Genomic DNA, 21,575 nt, shown 5'->3' with positions numbered 1-21,575 from the left:
TCATCGGCGGAGACTTGGCTCTTGCCGTCATCCGCACACCGCGTTGACGCCCGTCTGCCTAACGTCGCCTCATGGATAGCGACCTTCTGCTACCCCGACCTGAAGGCCTTTACTGCCCGGCGGGGGACTTCTACATCGATCCGATGCAACCGGTACCGCGGGCCGTGGTGACGCACGCCCATGGCGATCATGCGAGATCGGGCAGCGGTCTCTATCATGTCGCCCGGGCCGGCGGCGGCCTCATGCGCGAGCGTCTGGGCGCCGCGTCGGACATCCGCGAGTTCGCCTATGGCGAGCGATTCACACTGGGTGAAACCGTGCTGTCGCTGCATCCCTCCGGGCACGTGCTCGGCGCGGCGCAAATCCGCATCGAAGGCCGAGGCCTCGTCGCGGTGGTTTCGGGTGACTACAAACGCGATCCCGATCCGACGTGCGTGCCTTTCGAGCCCGTGCCGTGCGACATCTTCGTCACCGAATCCACGTTCGGTCTGCCGATCTATCGCTGGCCACCCATGTCGGGCGTCGTCGAAGAGATCCTTGCATGGCTCGACGAATGCGCCGCGCGCGGCGTACCTGCCGTGCTGTTCTCTTACGCGTTGGGAAAAGCTCAGCGCATCCTTGCCGAACTGGCCACGCGCACCGACCGTACCGTGCATCTGCACGGCGCCATGGTCCGCCTCGTCGAGGCGTACCGCGAAGCCGGTGTCCACATGCTGCCCACGGTGCCGGTGAGCGATTCGGCGAAGGGGCGCGACTTCGCGGGCGAGCTGGTGATGGCGCCGCCGTCGGCCGCCGGCTCGCCATGGATGAAGCGGTTTTCCAAGGCGTCCACCGGCTTCGCCTCGGGCTGGATGCAGGTACGCGGCGCGCGGCGCCGACGCGGATACGACCGCGGCTTTATCGTCTCCGACCATGCCGACTGGTCGGGCCTGATCCGCAGTGTCGACGACTGCGGTGCGAAGCGCATCTATGTCACCCACGGCGATGGGGAGGCACTGATCCGCCATCTCCGCGAAACGGGTCACGATGCGCGACCGCTGCGGTCACTGGGTGGCGTCATGCCGGACGAACGCAGTAGTGAGGAAGGCGACTGATGCGCCGCTTCGCCCAGCTTTTCGAAGCGCTGGACCGCACCGCATCGACGTCGGCAAAGCGTGACGCCATGGCGGCTTACTTCGCGGTGGCGCCCGCTGAAGATGCGGCGTGGGCCGTCTATGTCCTCGGTGGCGGCAAGCTCAGACGCACCGCCAGCTCGACCGAGCTGCGCACCGCCCTCGCCGACGAAACGGGCTACGCCGACTGGCTCATCGACGACAGTTACCAGCACGTCGGCGACCTTGCCGAAACGATCGCGCTGATGTTGCCCGCGATCGACGACGAGGGCGAAGACACGCCACTGCACGTATGGATGGAAGCGCGCCTTCCCTCCATCGGCAAACTCGAACCGGGCGAGCGAATCGCCCTGCTCCGCGAATGGTGGCGATCCACGCCCAGGGAACAGATCTTCCTCGTCAACAAGCTCCTTACGGGCTCGCTTCGCGTCGGCGTGTCGCAGCGGCTGGTGGTACAGGCTCTGGCACAGTGGTCCGACCTTGCCACCGATCTCATCGCCCACCGTCTGAGCGGCACCTGGAAGCCGGGGGCGGAGGCCTTTCGCGCACTGGCCGGTCCGGAACGCGATGACGAACATGCGGGCGAACGTCCGTACCCGTTTTTCCTTGCCTCACCGCTGGAACAGGGTGTCGAGAACCTCGGCGACATCCACCAGTGGCTGGCGGAATGGAAATGGGACGGCATCCGCGCTCAGCTGATGCGTCGTGCCGATGGCGCACTTATCTGGTCCCGTGGCGAAGAACGCATGGATGGCCGCTTCCCGGAACTCGAGCAGGCCGCCGCCGACTTGCCTGACGGCTGCGTGATCGACGGCGAAATCCTGGCCTGGCTACCGGACGAGGCGCATCCCCTGCTCTTCGCCGCCTTGCAGAAGCGCATCGGCAAACTGAAGCCCGGCCCGAAGCTGCTGGCCGATACACCCGTGCGCCTCATGGCGTACGACGTGCTCGAACTCGGTGGGAAGGATCTGCGCGAACACCCGCTGGCCGAGCGCCGTGCACTTCTCACGAGCCTCCTGGAGGGACGGGGTCCGACGCTGACCGTGTCGCCCGCGGTGTCCGCGCCGGACTGGGCATCGCTCGCCGAGGTGCGCGCGGAGTCACGAGAACGCCGCACCGAAGGCCTGATGCTGAAACGCACCGACTCACCTTACCGCGTCGGACGCAAGCGCGGCGACTGGTGGAAGTGGAAGGTGGACCCGTACACCGTCGATGCCGTCCTGCTGTACGCGCAGCCGGGCCACGGTCGGCGCTCGGGCCTGTTCACCGATTACACGTTCGGCGTCTGGGACGGAGAGACGCTGGTACCTGTGGCCAAGGCGTATTCCGGCCTCGACGACAGCGAAATCGGCAAGCTGGACCGCTGGATACGCGCTCACACCATCGACCGCTTCGGCCCCGTGCGTTCGGTCGAGCCCACCCATGTCTTCGAACTCGCTTTCGAGGCGATCCAGGCCTCCGGCCGCCACAAAGCCGGCGTCGCGGTGCGTTTCCCACGCATCCTCCGCTGGCGTACCGACCTCGCGATACGCGATGCCGACAAACTCGACGACCTCCGCCGCCTGGCGTCGGGCTGAGGCTCGCCTCGTCGCCTGGTTCGCCGCGCAGGAGCGGCGACCGGCCCCGTTCCAGCGCGCCGCATGGCGCGCCTGGGCGGAGGGCCGCAGCGGGCTCGTGCATGCGCCCACCGGCACCGGCAAGACGCTGGCAGCGGCGGGTGGCCCCCTGATCGACGGATTGCTCCGGCCACGAACCGGTCTGCAGTTGTTGTGGATCACGCCACTGCGATCGCTGGCCACCGACACCACCCAGCACCTCACGGCAGCCGTCGAGGCGATGGAGTTGCCCTGGCGCGTACTTCGCCGCACCGGCGACAGTGGCAGCGCCGAGCGCGCCCGTCTGCGGCGTGGCGCCTGCGAGTTGCTGGTGACCACACCCGAGAGCCTGGCACTGTTGCTGAGCTATCCCGACGCGCGCGAACGCTTCGCCACGCTGCGCGGCATCGTCGTCGACGAATGGCATGAGTTGCTCGGCAACAAACGCGGCACCCTGCTCCAGCTCGGCCTGACCCGCCTGCGCCACTGGCTTCCCGAGCTGCGCACCTGGGGCCTCTCGGCCACGCTCGGCAATCTCGATGAAGCCCTGGGCGCGCTGGTCGGTAACGGCGAGAGTAACGGCGTCATGATCGGCGGCGGTGGCCGGAAGAAGACGTCGATCGAGACCGCGCTGCCCGAGGGCGGTGAACGGTTTCCCTGGGCAGGCCATCTCGGTTTGTCGCAGCTTCCGCGTGTACTCAAGGCGGTGCTCGACGCGCGCACGAGCCTCGTTTTCGCCAATACCCGCTCTCAGGCCGAGCTCTGGCACGAGGCGCTCGCCTCCGTCTGGCCGGAAGCCCCCGAGACGCTGGCCCTCCATCACGGCTCGATCGATCCGAAGCTGCGTCTGGCCACCGAAGAGAAACTGCGCATCGGCGCGCTGCGCTGTGTCGTCGCCACCTCCAGCCTCGACCTCGGCGTGGATTTTTCCAGCGTCGAGCGCGTCATCCAGATCGGCAGCCCGAAGAGCGTCGCGCGGTTGTTGCAACGTGCCGGTCGCAGTGGCCACCGTCCCGGCGTGCCGTCGAAGATCCTCTGCGTCCCCACCCATCTGCTTGAACTGGCTGAAATCGCCGCGGCACGACGCGCGCTCGCCGAGGGGCACCTCGAACCGCGTCACCCGATGCGCGGTTGCCTCGACGTGCTCGCGCAGCATCTGCTGACGATGGCACTCGGCGGCGGATTCACGGCGGACGAGGCGTATGCGGAAATCACCTCATCGCTGGCGTATGCCTCCCTGCCGCGCGAACGCTTCGACGCCGTGCTTGCTTACCTGCGCACCGGCGGCTCGGCACTCGCAAGCTATCCCGAATACCAGAAGCTCGCGACAACCGACGGTCGCTTTCACGTGGAGAGCGGCCGCATCGCACGCATGCACCGCCTGTCGATCGGCACGATCACCTCCGACGGCAGCCTCGCCGTGCGCTACATGAAAGGCGCGCGGCTTGGCACGGTGGAGGAAAGTTTTCTGTCGCGACTGCGTCCCGGCGACCGCTTCCTGTTTGCCGGACGCCACCTCGAGCTGGTTCGCGTCCGCGACATGACGGCCTACGTACGTGCCGCACCGAACCGTCGCGGCGGCGTTCCCCGCTGGATGGGTGGACGGCTGCCGCTATCGGGCGAGCTTTCGGACGAACTGCGACGCACCCTGGCGGGGCAAGGCCGGGAAGCCGAAATGCGCGCGCTGATTCCCCTGCTCTCGATCCAGCGCCAGCATTCGAGCGTGCCCGACCTTCATGAGACGCTCTGCGAAAGCACGCGTACGCGCGAAGGCGACTATCTGTTCGTGTATCCGTTCGCAGGGCGCCTCGCGCATGAAGGCCTCGCGGCGGTGATCGCACTCAGGCTCGCGCGCATCCAGCCCGGCGATTATGGCTACGCCGTCAATGACTACGGGCTCACGATCACCGCCGCGCGCATGCCTGCCATCGATGCGGAAATGATGCGCATGCTGCTGCATCCGGCGGGACTTCGCGACGACATTCGCTCGAGCGTCAATCTTTCCGAACTGGCGAAACGGCAGTTCCGCGAGATCGCACGCGTGGCGGGCCTGGTGTTCAACGGTTACCCGGCGCACAACAAGACGATGCGTCAGCTACAGGCTTCCAGTGGACTGCTTTACGACGTGCTCCGTCGCCACGATCCGGAGCACCCGCTGCTCTGGCAGGCGGAGCGCGAGGTGCTGGACCAGCAGCTCGACTACACGCGTCTGCGCCACTGCCTCGTCCGCGTCGCGCGGTCACGCCTGCTGTGGAACGAACCGAAGCGGCTCACGCCGCTGGCCTTTCCGCTGTGGGTCGAGCGGCTTCGTGGAGGCATCGCGGCGGACGACTGGAAAAGCCGGGTGGAACGCATGCTGGCGACGCTCGAAGCGGGAGCCGACCGATGACGACGCACGAGATCGAGGTTGCCGGTGAACGCCTCACCCTGCACAGCGAACGCGCCACCTACTGGCACGCGCAACGCATGCTGCTCGTGTCGGACGTACATTTCGGTAAGGGCGCCGTGTTCCGTCGCGCCGGCATCGCCGTACCCAGCGGCGACACGGCCGACGATCTGGCACGACTCGACGCCCTGATCGCCGCGTTCGCTCCCGCGACCATCGTGGTGCTCGGCGATCTGGTGCATGGCGCGGCCACGGAGCGCAGTGTCTGGGTGGAACGTGTGCGTCGGTGGCGACAGGCGCACGCGGATATCGCCATCATTCTGGTCGCCGGCAATCACGACCGTCACTTCGACGTGCGTCTGCTCGGTATCGACGTACGACCGGACCGGCTGCTGGTCCCACCGTTCGTGCTCGCGCATCATCCGGAGCCGCACGTCGATGGCTATACGCTATCGGGACACGTGCACCCGGGCGTCGTCGTCCGCGACGGCTGGCGTAAACATCGCCTGCCCGCCTTCGTCTTCGATCGCGAGGTGGCCATGCTCCCCGCCTTCGGTACGTTGACCGGCCTGCACGAAACGCCGGCAAAACCCGGTCGGCGCATCATCGCGGTGACCCCTGCCGGATTGTTACCTGTCATAGTGTAGATGGCATACTCCGCGGACATCCCGACACGGAGTGATACGCATGAAGCGTTTTATCGTTGGTGTGACGTCCCTTGCCATCACGGGACTGGCGTTGGCCGCTGGCCCGGGCGCGGTACGCAAACAGGTCGAGGCCAGCATGCTGCTCACCGGCACGATCGTCGTCGCGCCCGATGGAAGCGTGAAATCTTACGAGCTGGATAAGGCGGAAAAAATTCCCGCCAATATCACCGCTCTCGTGAGCAACGCGACGCAGCAATGGCACTTCGATCCGGTCATGCGTGACGGTCAGGCGGTCACGGCGAAAGCCCGCATGTCGCTGCGCGTCGTCGCAAAACATGAAACGCCCGATAGCGGCGATTACACGGCGCGCATCTCGGGCGCCACCTTCGGTGACTACGACGCCGCGTCGACGGACCAGATCACCTATATCGAACGCAATCCGCCCGTCTATCCACAGGTCGCAGCGCGCGGTCATGTGGGAGGAACGGTCTACGTCCTGCTGCGCATCGGGCGCGACGGCAAGGTGGTCGATGCCGAGGCGGAACAGGTCAACCTCAATATCGTTTCCAGCGACGCTGACATGAAGGCCTGGCGGAAAGTGCTGGCGAGCCCCTCCGTGACCGCCGCCAGACACTGGACGTTCCACATTCCGACCACCGGGCTGCATGCCAACGATCCCTATTACGTGACGCGCGTGCCCATCGTGTACCGAACCGAACGCACGAGCCCCGACGCCGAATACGCCACGTGGCAGGCCTATGTACCGGGCCCGAAAGATCGCGTCTCGTGGGCCGATGACGACCGCGCGGCCGGTGGCGGCACCGACGCCCTGCCCGACGGTCAGATCCAGCTCGTCGGTACGGGTCTGAAGCTGACGACGCCCGTGTCGAAGGGCTAGCGCGCGGGCTGGGTCGACGCTTCTCCCGCCATCAAGCCAGCGCGGCGACGATCGCGCGCACGGTCTCGACGTCCGTGCGCGTTTCACCCGCGCCCATGCCGAGTGGATCGACCGGCAGTTGCATGCCCGAAGGAAGCCGCCGCTTGGCTGAGGCGTGAAACTCCCGCGCACGCGTGGTCGCACGCAGTGCCGCGGCGTTGCCTGGCTCGACACCGGCGCCCGGCATGACGACGATACGGCCGCCTGCCTGGGCGACGAGCCTCGCCAGCGATGCCGCTCCGGCCACGGCACTCGGCATGCCCCCCGAGGTCAGTACCCGCTCGAAGCCAAGGTCGATCAGGACTTCCAGCGCCGCGCTGCGATCGGCCACCAGATCGAACGCACGATGGAAGGTCACACCCATCGTTCCCGCGGCGCGGATAAACATCCCACACGCCTCGGTGTCGATCTCGCCGTCGGCGGTCAGCGCGCCGACGACGACGCCATCGCAACCCAGATCGCGACAGTGCTCGATGTCGTCGAGCATCGCTTCGATCTCGACGTTCTCATAAAGAAAGTCGCCCCCGCGAGGACGAATGAGGACATACAGCGGAATCGTCAGGCCTTCGCGAGCGAGGGTGATCGTCCCGTGCGAGGGTGTGACTCCACCCTCGTCGAGGCTGGCGCACAGTTCGACACGACCTGCCCCGCCTTCCTGCGCGGCGAACGCCGAGGCCACGGAGTTGGCCGCGACTTCCAGCAAGGCCATGATCAGTAGGTGCTCTTGCCGGGAATCAGCGCATCCTGCTTTGTCGCGTCGCACACGGCGTACGAAAAACCTTTCTGGATCGACCACGCACCGACATTGCCCTTCTTGTCCAGGGCAAGAAAGCCGACCTGGAGATCTTTCGCTTCCGGCTTGCGCCTGAGGATACGTTCGACCGCTTCGCGGCAGGCATCCTCCGGCGAACGTCCCTGCCGCATCAACTCGACGACGAGGAAGCTGCCGACATTGCGAATCACTTCCTCACCGACGCCGGTCGATGTGGCGCCGCCGACCTCGTTGTCGACATAGAGTCCCGCGCCGATGATCGGGCTGTCGCCGACACGACCGTGGAGTTTCCAGGCCATGCCGCTCGTGGTGCACGCACCGGACAGGTTGCCCTTCGCGTCGATGGCGAGCATGCCGATCGTGTCATGGTTGCTCGCGTCGCCCGGTGTACCACCCGGACCGGCGTTGTAGCTCCTGACTTCGCTGTTGGCGACCGGCTTGTATTTCGCGGATTTGAGCCACTCGTGCCAGGCCTTGTCCGATTCCGGGGTCAGCAGCTCCTCGCGCGGAAAACCCTGCTCGAGGGCGAACTGCAACGCGCCGTCGCCGACCAGCAACACGTGCGGCGTCCGCTCCATGACCCGTCGCGCGACCGATATCGGGTGCGCAATGTGCTCGATGGCCGCGACCGCGCCACAGTTACCCTTCTCGTCCATGATGCTGGCATCGAGCGTGACCTTACCATCGCGATCCGGGTAACCGGCACGACCGACGCTGTGGTTGCGCATATCGGCTTCGGGCACGCGTGCCCCCGCCTCCACCGCATCCAGCGCCCGGCCACCACCGGCCAGCACCTTCCACGCCGCCTGATTGGCAGCCACGCCGAAGTCCCAGGTGGAACACACGCGAGGCAGCACGCCGCCGCCCTTCACCGACGGCGCTTTGGCGTCCGCCGCCAACCCCCTGGCGGTCAACGCCACACCGGAGGCGACCGTCGCCCCCTGGAGAAATCGCCTGCGATCCATGAAACCCCTCAGTCTTCAGCCACGCGTTTTTCGCGCCTCGTCCGATGTTCGCATGGGGCGACGGCATCCTGCCAGCCAGCCGGTTGCGGCTGCGGGCCGCAGAGACCGTCGCGGTATTCCGCCGTGGCCAACCGCCGCCAGGCGGCGTGCCGCGACAGGGTCGCGCCGAGCACACTCATCGCCGCCAGCATGACGAGGACGAAGACGAGTATCGAACCGCGGCAGGCGCTCATCGCCTGGCCACCACGCGAGAGAAGCGCGTCCCATCGGCGAACCGGATCGATACCTCGAGCAGCCGCGCCGCGTTCCCATGCCACTGCAGGAAGCGAACGCGTCGCACCCGACCGCTCTCATCGGGTACGTCCGCGAGCACATCGAGACCGACGATGTCATCGACCAACGCATCGCAGGCTTCGACACACCGTCGCAGGCCTTTGCCGACGAGCCAGTCGGCCGCATCGGTGTGCACGACGTAGGAACGGTAAGGTCTGCCCGCCGGAATGAGCGGGCAATCGCGCGCATCGGTACAGACGCCCCACGCCTTCGATTCGGCAAGGTCGTCCGCGAGGATGGCCAATGCCTGGCGAGCCGCATCGCTCCGCTCCATCGAGCGAAGATGCCGACGCGACGCCAGACCGGCCGATCCGAGTGAGACCGCCACCACACCCGCGACGATACCGGCGACCGCCATAGAGCAGAGAAGCTCCACGAGACTGGAACCACGATGCTTCATGGCTGAAACGACATCGCGACCAGAGGACGGCCGTCCCATGAGATGCGCACGACGCACACCGATCGATCCATGCAATGCAGCGTGTGCCGCGCAGCCGGGCCCAGTTGCTCGTGCAACGTCCGGTCGAACCGGTCCAGATCGTCCATGGCAAGTTCCGCCGGCGCACAGCCGTTCCCGCAGCCAGGCGAGCGACGAGCCGTTACGCCGTGGTAGTGGCCTGACCCCACTCCGGCGGGGTTCGAATGCATGCGCTCGCGAAAGTCGGCAATCGCCGACACCGCCGCCATGAGTCGTGATGCCTTCGCGTCAGCTTCGATGGAGGTGCTGAACCACGTGCCTGTCGCCGCACTGCCGATGGCGAACACGGCCAACGCAACGAGCGATTCGATGAGCGATGCACCACGGCAGGAATCTTTCATGCCGATAGATTGCGACCACTATCGCCGCGTCGATGCGCGCTTCCACAATCCGCTGGAGTCAGTCGTCTCCCATACGTCGCACGCGATGTGCCCGCGCTGTCGTGCATGCGCGATGCCTTCGCGCGGAAGGTGCACGCCTTTGGGCCTCGGGGAGCGGCTCTGCCGCTCCGTAAAGCCCACTGACCCGTCGAAAAAAACCCCGCGCCAGGGCGCGGGGTTTTCAAGACACCAGACCGTGACAATCAAGCCGCGATTTCGACGCCCGAAGCCTGCGCGCCCTTCGGGCCCGTGGTGACTTCGAATTTCACGCGCTGGCCTTCCTGCAGGCTGCGAAAGCCCTTGGAGTTGATAGCGGAGAAGTGGACGAATACGTCCTCCCCACCGTCCTCGGGCGCGATGAAACCGAAACCCTTGGCGTCGTTAAACCACTTGACGGTACCGAAACGCATTGCGGAGACCTCATACATGGAATTGGAAGCGCCCGGATATGGCGAGGCGTTCCCCATGGATCCCCTGATGCCTGCCCCCGCGGCGGTGGCAAGTATCATCAAGTTTCGGCGCAAAGCGCAACTGGGATTTTTTCGGGGTCAGGCCTCCGACAGCAACCGGCCGAGGATCGGCGCCACGTTGGCCGTGGCCGCCGCGAGGTGGGCGAAGATCTCCTCGATGCTGATTTCCGCCTCATCACCGGCCCCGGCCGCGAAGTTGGCCACCAGCGCCAGACAGGCGAATTCGAGATCGAGCTCGCGTGCCAGGGCCGCCTCAGGCATACCCGTCATACCGACCAGATCGCAGCCGTCACGCTTCATACGGGCGATTTCGGCACGCGTTTCCAGACGCGGCCCCTGGGTCACCCCGTGGCAGCCACCGTCGATGATCGCCAGGCCCTCGGCACGCGCCGCCGACAGGATCGCCTGGCGCAGGCTCTCCGTATAAGGCGCGCTGAAGTCGATATGGCGGACTTCGGCTCCGTCCACATCATTGAAACTGGTGTACCGACCGTGCGTGTAGTCGATGATCTGATCGGGCACGACCAGCGCACGCGGGCCCATGTCGTCGCGGATGCCGCCGACCGCATTCACCGCGACCACCCGGCGAGCGCCCAGCGCATGCAGTGCCCAGAGATTGGCGCGGTAATTCACCCGGTGCGGCGGCACCGTGTGGCTTTCGCCATGCCGTGCAAGGAAGGCCAGACGCTTCCCGCGGAAATCGCCGGTAACGACATCGCCGGAGGCGGGCCCGAAGGGCGTCTCCACGCTGTGACGCTGCGTGTTCTCGAGGCCTTCGAACTGGTACAGGCCGCTGCCGCCGATGACGGCGAGATCGATGGTCATCGGGTCAGTCCTTCAACGCGTGGATGGCCGGCAGGTTGCGGGCCTGCTCGTGATAATCCATGCCGTAACCAAAGACGTAACGGTCCGGCAGGTCGACACCGTTGAAGTCGGCTTCGATCCCGTGTGCGCGACGGTCGTGCTGTTTGGTGCAGAGCACGGCGAGCAGGACCTTCTTCGCGCCCATCGCGAGGCAGGCGTCGCGGACCGCCTTGAGGGTATGGCCTTCGTCGAGGATATCGTCGACGAGGACCACCGTGCGGTCACGCAGCGGGACTTCCGGACGGCGCAGCCAGTGCAGATCGCTGCCGCTGGTCTCGCCGCGATAGCGGGTGGCATGCACGTAGTCGAATTCGAGGTCGGTGCGGATCGCCAGGGCGAGCTGGCCGGCGAACACCAGCGCGCCGTGCATCACGGTGAGGAAGACCGGCACTTCACCGTCGAGAGCGGTATCGATCTCGCGGCCCAGGCGGGCGATTTCAGTGTCGAGCTGTTCGCGTGTGAACAGGATATCGGAGTGCGCGAGCGCGTACTCGAGCGAAGCTTGGGCGGTCATGGTGGAATCAGGGCTCCAGGGCGGTCACGCGCGCGATGAATCGTTCGCGCTGGGGATTGTCGACGAGGCCTTCCCAGGTCGAGCCGATCGCACCGCGCAGCGGAGCGATACGCTCGACCGGCGACGGACGGCGGCCCTTGACCGCCGCGATCGCCTCGGGAACGACGTCGGGAAAACAGGCGAGCACGAGATCGCAGCCCGCATCGAGGTTGGCGCTGACGCGCGCGGCGACACCGCCGACGCTGCCGGCCGCGGCCATGCTGATGTCGTCGCCGATCACGCAACCGCGGAAGCCGAGCTCGCCGCGCAGGATCTCGTCGATCCACACATGCGAGTAGCCGGCCGGCTGGTCGTCCACGGCCGTATAAACGACATGCGCGGCCATGACGGCCTCGGCACGTGCCTCGATGCCCGCGACGAAGGGCAGCAGGTCGGTGCTGAGGATCTCGTGCTTGCTGCGCGGATCGATCGCGGACGACAGGTGCGTGTCTTCCCTGACCGAGCCATGTCCGGGGAAATGCTTGAGTACGGCGGCCATGCCGCCGAGGTGCATGCCTCGCACGTAGGCCTGAACAAGATCGGCCGCAACGACGGGGTCGGCATGCAGGGCGCGATTGCCGATAGCCGCGCTGCCGCGATCGAGATCGGCAACCGGTGCGAAGCTGAAATCCACGCCGATGGCGCGCATTTCGCTGGCCATGATCCAGGCGTGTTCTTCCGCACGATCGATCGCCGCACCCGGATCGGTGTCGTACAACCGGCCGATCGCGGCCAGCGGCGGCAGACGTGTGAAGCCCTCACGGAACCGCTGAACGCGGCCGCCCTCCTGATCCACGCAGACCAGGACGTCCTCACCCGCCACATCACGAATGCTCTCGATGAGCGCGCTGACCTGCTCCCGCGATACGAAGTTGCGTGAGAAGAGAATGACCCCGGACACGCCGGGCGCCGTGAGCAAGGCATGCTCGTGCGCCTCGAGCTGCGTGCCGGCCAGGCCGACGATCAACATGCTGCGTCCTCCTTCCCTTCCCGTTCCGCGGCCGACCATGCCTTGAAAGGATGGTCGATCAGGTTGACGTTGTAATAGCGGACCGCGTGGCTGACCTCGGCACCCAGCCAGTCGGGTGTCGGGTAAGCGGCGTCCGCCGATGGCAGTTCCACCTCGGCGACGATCAGCCCGGCGTTATCGCCCAGGAATTCGTCGATCTCGAAGTGTGCGCCTTCGAGCATGACATGGTGACGAATCTTTTCCACCCGCCCGTCGGCAAGGTCGTCCAGCATCTGGCGGGCATCGGCGAGGGGCACGGCGTACTCGTATTCCTGACGCTCGATGCCGAGCGTGGCCGACTTGATGTTGAGCCACGCCTGCTCGCCGGACACCCGAAGCCGGACCGAAGATTTCGCTTCGCCCGAGGCCACGGCGGCACCGCTGACCAGATAACCCTGCGCCATGCGCTCACTGCGCTCGACCAGCGGGCGCCAGCCGTCGCCGGCGAGGAGGAATTTGCGTTCGATCTCGATACCCATGGGTCTCCGGTACTCAGCGGCGCTCGAACAGCGCGATGGATTCGACGTGCGCCGTGTGCGGGAACATGTCCATCACGCCCGCCGACACGAGGCGGAAGCCCTTGCCGACGAGAATGCCCGCGTCACGCGCCAGCGAGGCCGGGTGACACGACACGTAGACCACGCGGTCGGTGCCCTTGCGTGGGAGGTACTCGAGCACCTTGTCCGCGCCGGCACGCGGCGGGTCCAGCAATAGCTTGTCCCAGCGCTGGGTGGCCCACGGCTCGTTGCGCTGGTCGTCGAACAGATTGCCGACACGGAACGATGCGTTGGAAAGGCCGTTGCGCGCGGCGTTGGCGGCGGCGCGCTCGACCAGCCCATGCTCCCCTTCCACGCCGACCACCTCGCCCGCATGGCGCGCGATGGGCAAGGTGAAGTTGCCGAGGCCGCAGAACAGGTCCAGCACACGGTCCGTGGGTCTGAGGTCCAGCAGCTCCAGCGAGCGCGCGAGCATGCGCTGGTTCATCCCCGCGTTGACCTGGACGAAATCCAGCGGCTGGAACTCCAGCTCGACGTCGTCGGCCGGCACCGCGAACGCGAGCCGCGGCGACTCCGGCCAGATCGGATGGACGCTGCTGTGATTGCCGGGCTGAAGATAAATCGCGAAGCCATGCGCCTTGCCGAAGGCGATGAGCGCATCGCGGTCCGCGTCGCTCAACGCCGACATGTGCCGGAACACCAGAGCGATCATGTCGTCGCCCGCGGCGAACTCGATCTGCGGGATGTCCCGGGCCGCAGCCAGACCGCCGACCAGCTCGGCGAGCAACCCGACCTTCGGCCCCAGGGCAGGATGAAGCACCTCGCAGTGCTCGATCTCAGCGACGAAGCGCGGATTGGCCTCATCGCGGAAGCCGACCAGCACGCGCTCCTTCTTGGCCACGTAACGCACCGAGAACCGCCCCTTGCGGCGGTAGCCCCATGGCTGGTCCGTCAACGGGGGCAGCCACGACCCGGGCGTGACCTTGCCGATACGTTCGAAGTTGTCGGCCAGCACCTGCTGCTTCGCGGCGATCTGCGCGGCGGAATCCATATGCTGCAATGAGCAGCCGCTGCACTGACTGAAGTGCCGGCACTTCGGCTCGACGCGATCGGGCGAGGCATCGAGCACGCTGACGATTTCGGCGTCGTCGTAATGACGATGACGCTTGTAGTACTTGAGCAGCACCCGCTCGCCCGGCAGCGCGCCGGAGACAAAGGTGGCCTTGCCGTCGATGCGGGCGACGCCCCGGCCGTCGTGGCCGAGGCCGGTGATGGTGGCTTCGAATTCGGTCATGCGCTCAAAACGTAAAGCCCGGACGACGACGGTCCGGGCTGGCTGGGAGGAAGCCCGCGCCTGCGCGGCGGGCGGCCCTGGCGGAAGCCTACTTGCGCTTCCAGGCGCCGGAGGCGTCCCGATAATACCAGCCCGGCGGCGCGCGCTGGACCCAGCCATCGGCGAACGCCTTGCGGATCTGCGGCTCCCACTCCGGATGACCGTTGGCGCGGGCCACCGCGGCATACAGCGCATCGCGGTCGTTGTTTTCCTGGCCGACGATGCCATTGGCCTGCGAACGCTGATCCAGCGGCAACGCACCGGCGTCGCGCACGGCGACCAGGCCGTCGGATGTGAAGCCGACCGCGCCGCTGTCGAACAGGCCTTTGAGCTGACCGCTGAAACGACTGGTCATGCGTTGACGGATGGCATCGGTCTCCGGCGTGCGCACCTGGATATCCGGCGATTCCGCCGCCTGGGCCGCCGGGATGACCAGATCGAGCAGCGACGCGGACGGCTGCTTACCGGGCACCGGCTTCGGCTTGTCCGATTCGCCAGACGGCTTGGCGACGCCGCTGTCGTCGAGGACCGTGCCGATGAACTGATCGGCCGCCTTCTGGGCGGCGGCCTCGGGGAAGTAGACATTGATGGTGACGCAGCCGACGAGGGCCACGGCGGCCGCCAGCATCACGACGATCAAAGGCTTGCGCATCGTTCCTTTCCTCCGTTTCCTAATGAATGGTCGGGCCGTCGCCCTGCGTGGCGGCTTCGAGACGACGGACCAGCGTCGGCCAGTCGACCTCGCGCTGATGCCCGACGACCGTCAGCCGCGGCAATCCGCTGCCTTCGACGATAGTGTAGCCATCCTTCGCCGCGCCCAGCCCGCCCATGGAGCAAAGGTCGCCCTTGAGCGTGCAGGACAGGCCGATACGTTTGTAGCCGAAGGTCTTGAAGATCTTCAGCACCGTGCCCTGAAGGCCGCCGGCGATACCGCCGCCACCGACCGAGGTGAGGTTGTTCACCGCTTTCTGGCTGATCCGGCCACCGCTGTCCGCCAGCAGGTGGGCCTTGAACGCCGCAGGCTTCCAGCCGACCAGACGCAGGTCGTCGATCCCGCCGTCGAGGCGACCGGTGATGCTGCCGAAGTCGAAGACGGAGGTCATCAGCGCGAGATCGAGCTTACGCAGCGAAATGTCACCCGTGAGTATCGGCGCCGCGCTGAAGGGCTGCGCTAGGCTCATCCCGGTGATGTCGACGAAGCCGTCGAAGACGTTGAGCGAGAGACCACCGGCCAGTTCGACACGATCGTCGACGTAACGCAGCGAGGGCACCGCACCGCCTACCGTACCCCTGAACTCGGGCCAGCCGAGCGCCCGACAGAACGCCGCCATGTCGACCTGAGTCAGTGCAAGCGAGGTCTGCAGCCGGTCGCCACGCGTCGCGGCCGGCTTCCAGGCGAGGCTCTGCACGCGCAACTGACCATCGAGTACCGGAATGGCGAACGGCTTCTGCAAGGCCAGCGTGCCGCCCGTACTGCGCAGGGTGGCGTCCGCGGCACCGTTGGGGATGCGCTGCACCTGAAGCGCCCGCCAGCCGAGTTTCGTCGCGGGACGATCGTCCGTCACGTTCCAGTCGATCGCTCCGTGCAGGCCCTGCACGCCGAATTGGCCATCGCCGCGGGCAAGGTCGAGTCCCACGGTCTGCACGGCGAACGACTCGAGGCCCTTCGGTCCGAAGGCGAAATGGCCGGACGCGTCGCCGTCCGCGTCGAGCGACTCCACACCCATGCTGCGCAGCAGGCCTTTTCCGTAACGCGTGTAGGCGGCGGGAAACCGAGCGTTGAAGCGATCCAGCCGGAGGACGGAAAGATCGCCGGTAGCGGCGAAGTCCACCTCGCCCTCCAACTGCAACGCGTCCGGATCGGTCAGCCGCAGCTTCCGCACGGCGAGCGCGCCCTTCTGTGACCGCGCTGAAAGCGACAGTTGCACGGCGTGCCCCGGGAGATCCGCGTACAACGGTCCCAGCAGCAGAGCGCCGCCGCGCAACGCCGCATCGAGGTCGATCACGGTAGCGTCCGCCTGATTGTCCACGCCGAGGCGGCCGCTGCCGGACAGCTTTTCTCCCGCCAGCTTGCCTCCCGGGCTGTCGAAGCCGACGCCGTCGAGGGCGAACTGCCCCCCCGCCTGCAATCCGCCGTCGAGCACATCGAGCGCAAGATCCGCATTGACGCGGCCCGTGGTCGTACGTCCCGACCACACGTTCGAGAGAAGCCCCTGCAGCCAGCCGGCCGGCAGATTCTTGAGCGTTATCTGAGCATGGCTGGTCTGGTCCATCGGCAACGCGACCTGGGCCAGCGAGCTGTCCTGGCGGATCGATACCTCGAGCGTGTTCGCCGATTCATCGGCGGCCATGTGCACGGTCGCCCGCGTCCATGCGCCTCCCGGCGCGCCACGCAGGCGAAGGTCACCGTCGAAGTTCCATCGACCCAGTTCGTCGCGGTCGAGCCTGCCGGCAAGGTCCAGGCCGATCTTGCGCCAACCCATGGCGGCGATATCCGCCTTCTGGGCCGTCAGCGCGAGTGTCACGCCCGTGCCCCCGGAGACCGGCGCAATGTCGGCTTCCACGCCCGTCATGCTCAGGCCGGGCACCGCAACGCTGTCGGCGCCCACGGAAAGGCCCGCCCGCGCGCCGTCGGCCCAGGTCAGCGCGATCCAGGCGGCGAGAAAAAGGGCGAACGTGCGGGTTGATACCGGAAGCATGCTCCGCCATTCTGCCAAATCAAGATGAACAACACGGAACGTTGCATGGTCGAGTACGGCACGCCCCCTTCTTTTGCTTCCCCCGGACGCGCGATTCTCGTCGCCGACGACGACGCGCCGACCCGGCAGTTCCTGGATCTGGCGCTCCGTTCGCTGGGCTATCAGCCGACGCTGGCCGACGATGGAGAGCGCGCGGTTTCACTGGGTCGGACGCAGTCGTTCGCGGCCATGCTGCTGGATTGCCGCATGCCCGGGGGCGGCGCTCTGACCGTGCTTGCCGCGCTCCGTGGCGATGCGTCAGCCCTGTCGCGCGGCGCCGTGGCGCTGGCGACCAGCGCGGAGGTGCCTGCGGAGCTTCGCGACCGCCTGCTCGCCGCAGGCTTCGCCGGCGTCATCGAAAAGCCCTGCCAGATCACCTCGCTCAGGCATGCGCTCGCCGCGACCCTCGGCATCGACGAAGACCTGGGCGTACTCGACGACGAGCTGGGCCACGCGGCGAGCGGCGACGCGAGAACGCTTCTGGCGTTACGTCAGCTGCTGCGCGAGGAACTGACCGAACTCGATGCGGCCCTGGACGCACTTGCCGACCGCCCCACCGAATTGATCGAGCGCATGCACCGGCTGCGCTCCGCGTGTGGCTTTTGCGGAACGGCCCGACTCGGCGCTCAGGCCAAGGCGTTGCAAAATCATCTGCTGGAGACGCGGGCCGTTGTGCCGGCGGCGATCGACCGCTTCCGCATCGAGCTGAGAAAGGCCCTCGCCGCCCTTCCGCCGCGCCCCGCTTAGCGCAGCACGCGCCACGCTTTCAGCTCTCCCCCGCCGAGATGAAACGAGATGATCTGACGCATCATCCGGCGCAGCGAAGCGAGACCGGCCGTATCCGGAGCCTGATCGGCGGCCAGCGCGAGCAGATCGGCGCCACGAATGCCACGGGCGTCGCCCGCACGTCCGGGCAGGACGCCCGATTCGGGATCGTAGAAATAGGTCAGCAAGGGATCGAGCGGTTCCCCGTCGATCGCGTCGATGTCGAGCGGTAACGCATAGCCCAGCGCCTCAAGCATGTCGCGCTCGAACCGGCGCAGGGTCCACGCCAGCGGCTCGCCCACCGCCATGCGCCGCAAGGTGCGCTCGTAGTGATCAAAGAGGTCGGGATTGGGATCCTGACGGCCCGTGAGGCGGACCACGAGCTCATTGAGATAGAGGCCGGCCATGCCGGCGTCGCCGGTCAGGCGCTGCGCCACGCCCGAGGGCTCGGCGGTACGCAACGTCGCGAGTTCGCCCTTCATGATCAGGTCGAACGCGAGACGCTGGAAGGGCTCGAGCTGGGCCCTCTGGAGGCGCGCCCGCTCGTTACGCACGCCGCGCGCGACCACGCCGATACGGCCGTGGTCGCGGGTCAGGCACTCGACCAGCAGTGAGGTTTCCCGGTACGGCCGGGCGTGCAGAACGAACGCAGGTTGCTGCTCGACACGCATGGCGCGGGAGGCCCGTCGGGTTTATTCGTAGCCGAAACGCTTGAGCAGGTTTTCGTCGTCCGCCCAGCCCTCGCGCACCTTGACCCACAGTTTGAGGAACACCTTACGCTCGAACAGGTGCTCCATGCCCTTGCGTGCGGACGTGCCGATGGCCTTGAGCTGGGCGCCACCGTCACCGATGACAATGGCTTTCTGGCCGTCACGCTCGACCCAGATCACCGCATGGACCTCGGCGATCCCGTCGGGGCGGTCTTCGAAACGCTCGATCTCGACCGTGGTGGCGTACGGAAGCTCCTGGTCGAGACGCAGCATCAGCTGCTCACGGATCATCTCGGACGCCAGGAAGCGCTCACTGCGATCGGTGATCTCGTCTTCGCCGTACACCGCGGGCTGCTCCGGCAGACGCTTGAGGATGCCCTTCTCGAGGCCGTCCAGCCCCTTGGACTTCAGCGCGCTGACGTAATAGACGTCGTCGAACGGATGCTTCGCCATCAGATCGGCCACGAACGGCAGCATCGCCGTCTTGTCCTTCTGCAGGTCGACCTTGTTGATCGCCAGCAGCTTCGGCATGTCCTGCTGGGCAAGCGCGTCGTACATGGCGGCGTCTTCATCCGTCCAGCGACCGGCCTCGATCACCTGCACCGCGAGGTCCACTTCGGTGATCGCAGCGCGGGCGGCGCGGTTGATGCTGCGGTTCATCGCACGCTTCGCGCCACGATGGAGACCGGGCGTGTCGACGTAGAGAATCTGTCCCTCGGGCTTGGTCGAGATGCCGAGGATGCGGTGGCGGGTCGTCTGCGGACGATGGCTGACGATGCTCAGACGAACGCCGATGAGGGCGTTGAGGAGCGTGGACTTGCCGACGTTGGGTCGGCCCGACAGGGCCACATAGCCACAGCGGAAGTCGTCGTCGACGAGGGTGTCGTTCTCGGGGGTGTCGTTGTCGTTCATGTCTTTTTTTCCAGCAATCGGCGCAGCACCGCTTCCGCGGCATCCTGTTCGGCGGCCCGCCGGCTGCCACCGCGTCCCTCCACGCGGATCGGTTCCGGTTCGTCGATACAGCAGCTGACGTCGAAGATCTTGGCGTGGTCTTCGCCGGAGCTGTCGGTAAGTTCGTAAGTGGGCAGCGGCAAACCCCTGCCCTGCAGCCACTCCTGCAGGCGCGTTTTCGCGTCCTTGCTGGAGCGCTTGAGTTCTGCCACGCGGGGCGTGAAAAGCCTGCGCACGACCTGGCGGCAGGCATCGAAGCCGTCATCCATGTAGACAGCGGCGATCAGCGCCTCGAACGCGTCGGCAAGGATGGAGTCGCGACGGAAACCGCCACTCTTCAGCTCGCCCGGGCCGAGCTTGAGGACGTCGCCCAGTTCGAGTTCACGGGCGATGACGGCCAGGGCCTCGCCGTTCACGAGCTGGGCGCGCAGACGCGACAGCTCGCCCTCGCTGGCTTTCGGATGAACCTCGAAAAGCAGTTCCGCCACGATCGCGCCCAGCAGGGCGTCACCGAGGAACTCCATCCGCTCGTTGTTCGGCTTCCCGACGCTTCGGTGAGTGAGCGCCAGGGTGGCCAGGGTCGGGTTACGGAAGGAATGCGGAAACTGCACGAAGCCTCATTATTGCCCAACGGCACTCTTCAGCGGGACCGAATGGTCGAAATGCAACAGGAACGAGATGTTGTAAAGGAAAGGGATTTCCTTGTCGTAGTTCACGTTGAGCACGGCGCCGTTGTTGGCCCGGGTCACGGTCACGTCCTGCGGCTTGATCGTCGAATCGTCGACGTACTGGAAGCTCATCTTGAAAGCGAGCTGACGACGCGCCTGACCGACGTCCTCATTGCCGCCCTCGGTCGACATCTGGTTCATGGCCTTCACCACGCCCATGTACTCGATGTACGACGGAACGAGCTTCATCGCCATGAAGGCGAAAAAACCCAGTACCAGCAGAACGATGACGAAGCCGATAAGGGTAATACCCGACTGCCTGGATTTCATGCGTTGTTGTCCCCCCGTGAATACGCGCAGATTACCTTGTCCGCGGCCGTCCGCAACGCCCTCCCGCGTGACGGACGCCACTAATCCGGTCAATGGATGACCTTGCCCATCTTCGAGAAATCGAGGATGCCGTTGTCAAGACCGCGCCACGCCAGCCAGACGAAGAAGGCCTTGCCGACCAGGTTCTGTTCCGGCATGCAGCCCCACCAGCGGCTGTCGGTGCTGTTCATGCGGTTGTCGCCCATGACGATGTAGCAGCCCTTGGGTACTTCGGACGGCACCTTGTCGTTCGGGATGTCCATCGGCATGTTGTAAGCCGGGGTCAGCGCGATCGTGTGGTTGATGCTGCCCAGATGCTCGGTATACAGCTTGGAGCCGAAGGTCATCAGGAGGCGGTCTTCCGGACGGGTCATGCTGCCCTTGAACGGACCGATTTCATCGGCACCGACGCGTTCGCCATTGATGTAGAGCTCGCTGCCGCGGGTTTCGATACGGTCGCCAGGCAAGCCGATGACGCGCTTGATCCAGTTTTCGCCGGGGACCGGCTCGTGAGGATTGGCGCAGGTCACGTCGCCGCTGCGAATCGTATGGCCGCTTTCGTCCGTGCAGACGTAGCCCGGGAACCGGAACACCACGACATCGCCGCGGCGCGGTTCGCCGTTTTCGAGCAGCTTGTTGTTGAAGGCCGGCATGCGCAGGCCGTACGCGAACTTATTGACCAGGATGAAATCGCCGACGTCCAGCGTCGGCATCATCGAACCCGAGGGAATCCGGAAGGGCTCGGCGACGAACGAGCGCAGCAGCAGCACGACGAGGATGACCGGAAACAGCGAGCGCGCCCAGTCGACCGGCCACGGCTCGGGCTGCTCGGTACCCGACGCTTCGGTGCGGGCACGGCGCGACTTGGCCAGAAACAGCCAGTCGATCAGCCAGATGACGCCGAAAAGCACCGTAAGGCCGAGAAGAATCGCGGAAAAATCGAATGACGCCATGCCAACTCCGTAAGTCGTGTCGAGGGGCCCTGACGGCCCGTTCCGGCGCATCCGGCGCCGGCCTTCCATAAGTTCGAGGGGTTACGCCGT

At 66.2% G+C, this 21,575-nt stretch carries 24 protein-coding genes; 6 read left to right on the top strand and 18 right to left on the bottom strand.

Annotated elements, in window-relative coordinates:
• Positions 1-71: 71 nt before the first annotated feature.
• From FA85_RS19370 to FA85_RS19350, 5 genes are read left to right on the top strand one after another with little or no spacing between them, the layout of a single operon-like run.
• Positions 72-1,094 (top strand): ligase-associated DNA damage response exonuclease, encoded by a 1,023-nt coding sequence (locus tag FA85_RS19370; RefSeq protein WP_036113733.1) that lies wholly within the window; start codon positions 72-74, stop codon positions 1,092-1,094.
• Positions 1,094-2,689 carry an ATP-dependent DNA ligase gene (locus FA85_RS19365; protein ID WP_036113736.1) on the top strand — a complete coding sequence of 532 codons (1,596 nt, stop codon included), beginning with the start codon at positions 1,094-1,096 and terminating at the stop codon, positions 2,687-2,689. The genes FA85_RS19370 and FA85_RS19365 overlap by 1 nt, the downstream gene beginning before the upstream one ends.
• On the top strand, positions 2,646-5,096 hold the full coding sequence (locus FA85_RS19360) for a ligase-associated DNA damage response DEXH box helicase (protein WP_036113741.1): 2,451 nt from the start codon (positions 2,646-2,648) through the stop codon (positions 5,094-5,096). Before FA85_RS19365 ends, FA85_RS19360 begins: the two co-directional genes overlap by 44 nt.
• Positions 5,093-5,740 (top strand): ligase-associated DNA damage response endonuclease PdeM, encoded by a 648-nt coding sequence (gene pdeM / locus FA85_RS19355; RefSeq protein WP_036113744.1) that lies wholly within the window; start codon positions 5,093-5,095, stop codon positions 5,738-5,740. Before FA85_RS19360 ends, pdeM begins: the two co-directional genes overlap by 4 nt.
• 40 nt (positions 5,741-5,780) lie before the next feature.
• Positions 5,781-6,638: an energy transducer TonB gene (locus FA85_RS19350; RefSeq protein WP_036113747.1), complete on the top strand. Its 858-nt coding sequence runs from the start codon at positions 5,781-5,783 to the stop codon at positions 6,636-6,638.
• Positions 6,639-6,669: 31 nt separating this feature from the next.
• Here the strand turns inward: FA85_RS19350 and FA85_RS19345 are convergent, their stop codons facing one another.
• The 13 genes from FA85_RS19345 to FA85_RS19285 all read right to left on the bottom strand — a co-directional run bounded on the left by FA85_RS19345 (position 6,670) and on the right by FA85_RS19285 (position 17,030).
• Complete coding sequence (locus FA85_RS19345) at positions 6,670-7,386, bottom strand: copper homeostasis protein CutC (protein ID WP_036113751.1); 717 nt, start codon at positions 7,384-7,386, stop codon at positions 6,670-6,672.
• A 2-nt stretch (positions 7,387-7,388) separates the two neighbouring features.
• A complete protein-coding gene (locus FA85_RS19340) occupies positions 7,389-8,414 on the bottom strand; it encodes a glycosylasparaginase (RefSeq protein ID WP_036113754.1) in 1,026 nt (341 codons plus the stop codon).
• 8 nt (positions 8,415-8,422) lie between these two features.
• Positions 8,423-8,647 carry a hypothetical protein gene (locus tag FA85_RS19335; RefSeq protein WP_036113757.1) on the bottom strand — a complete coding sequence of 75 codons (225 nt, stop codon included), beginning with the start codon at positions 8,645-8,647 and terminating at the stop codon, positions 8,423-8,425.
• Positions 8,644-9,147: a type II secretion system protein gene (locus tag FA85_RS19330; RefSeq protein WP_197056606.1), complete on the bottom strand. Its 504-nt coding sequence runs from the start codon at positions 9,145-9,147 to the stop codon at positions 8,644-8,646. The genes FA85_RS19335 and FA85_RS19330 overlap by 4 nt, the downstream gene beginning before the upstream one ends.
• Positions 9,144-9,566 carry a type IV pilus modification PilV family protein gene (locus FA85_RS19325; protein WP_036113761.1) on the bottom strand — a complete coding sequence of 141 codons (423 nt, stop codon included), beginning with the start codon at positions 9,564-9,566 and terminating at the stop codon, positions 9,144-9,146. Before FA85_RS19325 ends, FA85_RS19330 begins: the two co-directional genes overlap by 4 nt.
• A gap of 242 nt (positions 9,567-9,808) precedes the next feature.
• Entirely contained in the window at positions 9,809-10,015 is a 207-nt protein-coding gene (locus FA85_RS19320; RefSeq protein ID WP_036117760.1) for a cold-shock protein, read from the bottom strand.
• 138 nt (positions 10,016-10,153) lie between these two features.
• Positions 10,154-10,900 (bottom strand): S-methyl-5'-thioinosine phosphorylase, encoded by a 747-nt coding sequence (locus tag FA85_RS19315; RefSeq protein ID WP_036113764.1) that lies wholly within the window; start codon positions 10,898-10,900, stop codon positions 10,154-10,156.
• Positions 10,901-10,904: 4 nt separating this feature from the next.
• A complete protein-coding gene (locus FA85_RS19310; RefSeq protein ID WP_036113767.1) occupies positions 10,905-11,453 on the bottom strand; it encodes a hypoxanthine-guanine phosphoribosyltransferase in 549 nt (182 codons plus the stop codon).
• 7 nt (positions 11,454-11,460) lie between these two features.
• A complete protein-coding gene (gene nagZ, locus FA85_RS19305) occupies positions 11,461-12,462 on the bottom strand; it encodes a beta-N-acetylhexosaminidase (protein ID WP_036113769.1) in 1,002 nt (333 codons plus the stop codon).
• Positions 12,456-12,980 carry a CYTH domain-containing protein gene (locus FA85_RS19300; RefSeq protein WP_036113772.1) on the bottom strand — a complete coding sequence of 175 codons (525 nt, stop codon included), beginning with the start codon at positions 12,978-12,980 and terminating at the stop codon, positions 12,456-12,458. The genes nagZ and FA85_RS19300 overlap by 7 nt, the downstream gene beginning before the upstream one ends.
• Positions 12,981-12,993: 13 nt before the next feature.
• Positions 12,994-14,292, bottom strand: coding sequence for a 23S rRNA (uracil(1939)-C(5))-methyltransferase RlmD (gene rlmD / locus FA85_RS19295; RefSeq protein ID WP_036113775.1), 1,299 nt, complete (start codon positions 14,290-14,292; stop codon positions 12,994-12,996).
• 88 nt (positions 14,293-14,380) lie between these two features.
• Positions 14,381-14,983 (bottom strand): YdbL family probable chaperone protein, encoded by a 603-nt coding sequence (locus FA85_RS19290; RefSeq protein WP_036113778.1) that lies wholly within the window; start codon positions 14,981-14,983, stop codon positions 14,381-14,383.
• Between the two features lie 19 nt (positions 14,984-15,002).
• The gene (locus FA85_RS19285) at positions 15,003-17,030 is read right to left on the bottom strand and encodes a translocation/assembly module TamB domain-containing protein (RefSeq protein ID WP_036113781.1); all 2,028 of its coding nucleotides are present in this window, start codon (positions 17,028-17,030) and stop codon (positions 15,003-15,005) included.
• Between the two features lie 45 nt (positions 17,031-17,075).
• Here FA85_RS19285 and FA85_RS19280 point away from each other — a divergent pair, with 45 nt between their 5' ends.
• On the top strand, positions 17,076-17,816 hold the full coding sequence (locus FA85_RS19280; RefSeq protein ID WP_036113783.1) for a response regulator: 741 nt from the start codon (positions 17,076-17,078) through the stop codon (positions 17,814-17,816).
• Here FA85_RS19280 and recO read toward each other — a convergent pair.
• The 5 genes from recO to lepB form a co-directional block, all read right to left on the bottom strand.
• Entirely contained in the window at positions 17,813-18,505 is a 693-nt protein-coding gene (recO, locus tag FA85_RS19275; RefSeq protein ID WP_036113785.1) for a DNA repair protein RecO, read from the bottom strand. The genes FA85_RS19280 and recO overlap by 4 nt on opposite strands.
• Before the next feature lie 21 nt (positions 18,506-18,526).
• A complete protein-coding gene (era, locus tag FA85_RS19270) occupies positions 18,527-19,456 on the bottom strand; it encodes a GTPase Era (RefSeq protein WP_036113787.1) in 930 nt (309 codons plus the stop codon).
• Complete coding sequence (gene rnc / locus FA85_RS19265) at positions 19,453-20,106, bottom strand: ribonuclease III (RefSeq protein ID WP_036113792.1); 654 nt, start codon at positions 20,104-20,106, stop codon at positions 19,453-19,455. The genes era and rnc overlap by 4 nt, the downstream gene beginning before the upstream one ends.
• A gap of 9 nt (positions 20,107-20,115) precedes the next feature.
• Positions 20,116-20,493, bottom strand: a complete 378-nt coding sequence (locus FA85_RS19260) for a DUF4845 domain-containing protein (protein ID WP_036113794.1) — start codon at positions 20,491-20,493, stop codon at positions 20,116-20,118.
• A gap of 89 nt (positions 20,494-20,582) precedes the next feature.
• Positions 20,583-21,485, bottom strand: a complete 903-nt coding sequence (gene lepB, locus FA85_RS19255; RefSeq protein ID WP_036113797.1) for a signal peptidase I — start codon at positions 21,483-21,485, stop codon at positions 20,583-20,585.
• Positions 21,486-21,575: the final 90 nt, after the last annotated feature.

Origin of the sequence: Luteibacter mycovicinus (genome assembly GCF_000745235.1) — a bacterium.
GTDB lineage: Bacteria > Pseudomonadota > Gammaproteobacteria > Xanthomonadales > Rhodanobacteraceae > Luteibacter > Luteibacter mycovicinus.
The sequence above is the reverse complement of the archived record's forward strand: the minus strand, read 5'-3'. Positions and strand labels throughout refer to the sequence as shown.

Excerpts from the sequence above, each read along its gene's own strand:
- FA85_RS19370 (WP_036113733.1), top strand. The coding sequence starts at position 72 with ATGGATAGCGACCTTCTGCTACCCCGACCTGAAGGCCTTTACTGCCCG.
- FA85_RS19260 (WP_036113794.1), bottom strand. The coding sequence starts at position 20,493 with ATGAAATCCAGGCAGTCGGGTATTACCCTTATCGGCTTCGTCATCGTT.
- FA85_RS19360 (WP_036113741.1), top strand. The coding sequence starts at position 2,646 with ATGCCGACAAACTCGACGACCTCCGCCGCCTGGCGTCGGGCTGAGGCT.
- FA85_RS19315 (WP_036113764.1), bottom strand. The coding sequence starts at position 10,900 with ATGACCATCGATCTCGCCGTCATCGGCGGCAGCGGCCTGTACCAGTTC.
- FA85_RS19300 (WP_036113772.1), bottom strand. The coding sequence starts at position 12,980 with ATGGGTATCGAGATCGAACGCAAATTCCTCCTCGCCGGCGACGGCTGG.
- recO (WP_036113785.1), bottom strand. The coding sequence starts at position 18,505 with ATGCGTGTCGAGCAGCAACCTGCGTTCGTTCTGCACGCCCGGCCGTAC.
- pdeM (WP_036113744.1), top strand. The coding sequence starts at position 5,093 with ATGACGACGCACGAGATCGAGGTTGCCGGTGAACGCCTCACCCTGCAC.
- FA85_RS19365 (WP_036113736.1), top strand. The coding sequence starts at position 1,094 with ATGCGCCGCTTCGCCCAGCTTTTCGAAGCGCTGGACCGCACCGCATCG.
- FA85_RS19285 (WP_036113781.1), bottom strand. The coding sequence starts at position 17,030 with ATGCTTCCGGTATCAACCCGCACGTTCGCCCTTTTTCTCGCCGCCTGG.
- rlmD (WP_036113775.1), bottom strand. The coding sequence starts at position 14,292 with ATGACCGAATTCGAAGCCACCATCACCGGCCTCGGCCACGACGGCCGG.
- FA85_RS19325 (WP_036113761.1), bottom strand. The coding sequence starts at position 9,566 with ATGAAAGATTCCTGCCGTGGTGCATCGCTCATCGAATCGCTCGTTGCG.
- FA85_RS19320 (WP_036117760.1), bottom strand. The coding sequence starts at position 10,015 with ATGCGTTTCGGTACCGTCAAGTGGTTTAACGACGCCAAGGGTTTCGGT.
- FA85_RS19330 (WP_197056606.1), bottom strand. The coding sequence starts at position 9,147 with ATGAAGCATCGTGGTTCCAGTCTCGTGGAGCTTCTCTGCTCTATGGCG.
- FA85_RS19310 (WP_036113767.1), bottom strand. The coding sequence starts at position 11,453 with ATGACCGCCCAAGCTTCGCTCGAGTACGCGCTCGCGCACTCCGATATC.
- era (WP_036113787.1), bottom strand. The coding sequence starts at position 19,456 with ATGAACGACAACGACACCCCCGAGAACGACACCCTCGTCGACGACGAC.
- FA85_RS19290 (WP_036113778.1), bottom strand. The coding sequence starts at position 14,983 with ATGCGCAAGCCTTTGATCGTCGTGATGCTGGCGGCCGCCGTGGCCCTC.
- lepB (WP_036113797.1), bottom strand. The coding sequence starts at position 21,485 with ATGGCGTCATTCGATTTTTCCGCGATTCTTCTCGGCCTTACGGTGCTT.
- FA85_RS19345 (WP_036113751.1), bottom strand. The coding sequence starts at position 7,386 with ATGGCCTTGCTGGAAGTCGCGGCCAACTCCGTGGCCTCGGCGTTCGCC.
- FA85_RS19350 (WP_036113747.1), top strand. The coding sequence starts at position 5,781 with ATGAAGCGTTTTATCGTTGGTGTGACGTCCCTTGCCATCACGGGACTG.
- FA85_RS19340 (WP_036113754.1), bottom strand. The coding sequence starts at position 8,414 with ATGGATCGCAGGCGATTTCTCCAGGGGGCGACGGTCGCCTCCGGTGTG.
- FA85_RS19335 (WP_036113757.1), bottom strand. The coding sequence starts at position 8,647 with ATGAGCGCCTGCCGCGGTTCGATACTCGTCTTCGTCCTCGTCATGCTG.
- nagZ (WP_036113769.1), bottom strand. The coding sequence starts at position 12,462 with ATGTTGATCGTCGGCCTGGCCGGCACGCAGCTCGAGGCGCACGAGCAT.
- FA85_RS19280 (WP_036113783.1), top strand. The coding sequence starts at position 17,076 with ATGGTCGAGTACGGCACGCCCCCTTCTTTTGCTTCCCCCGGACGCGCG.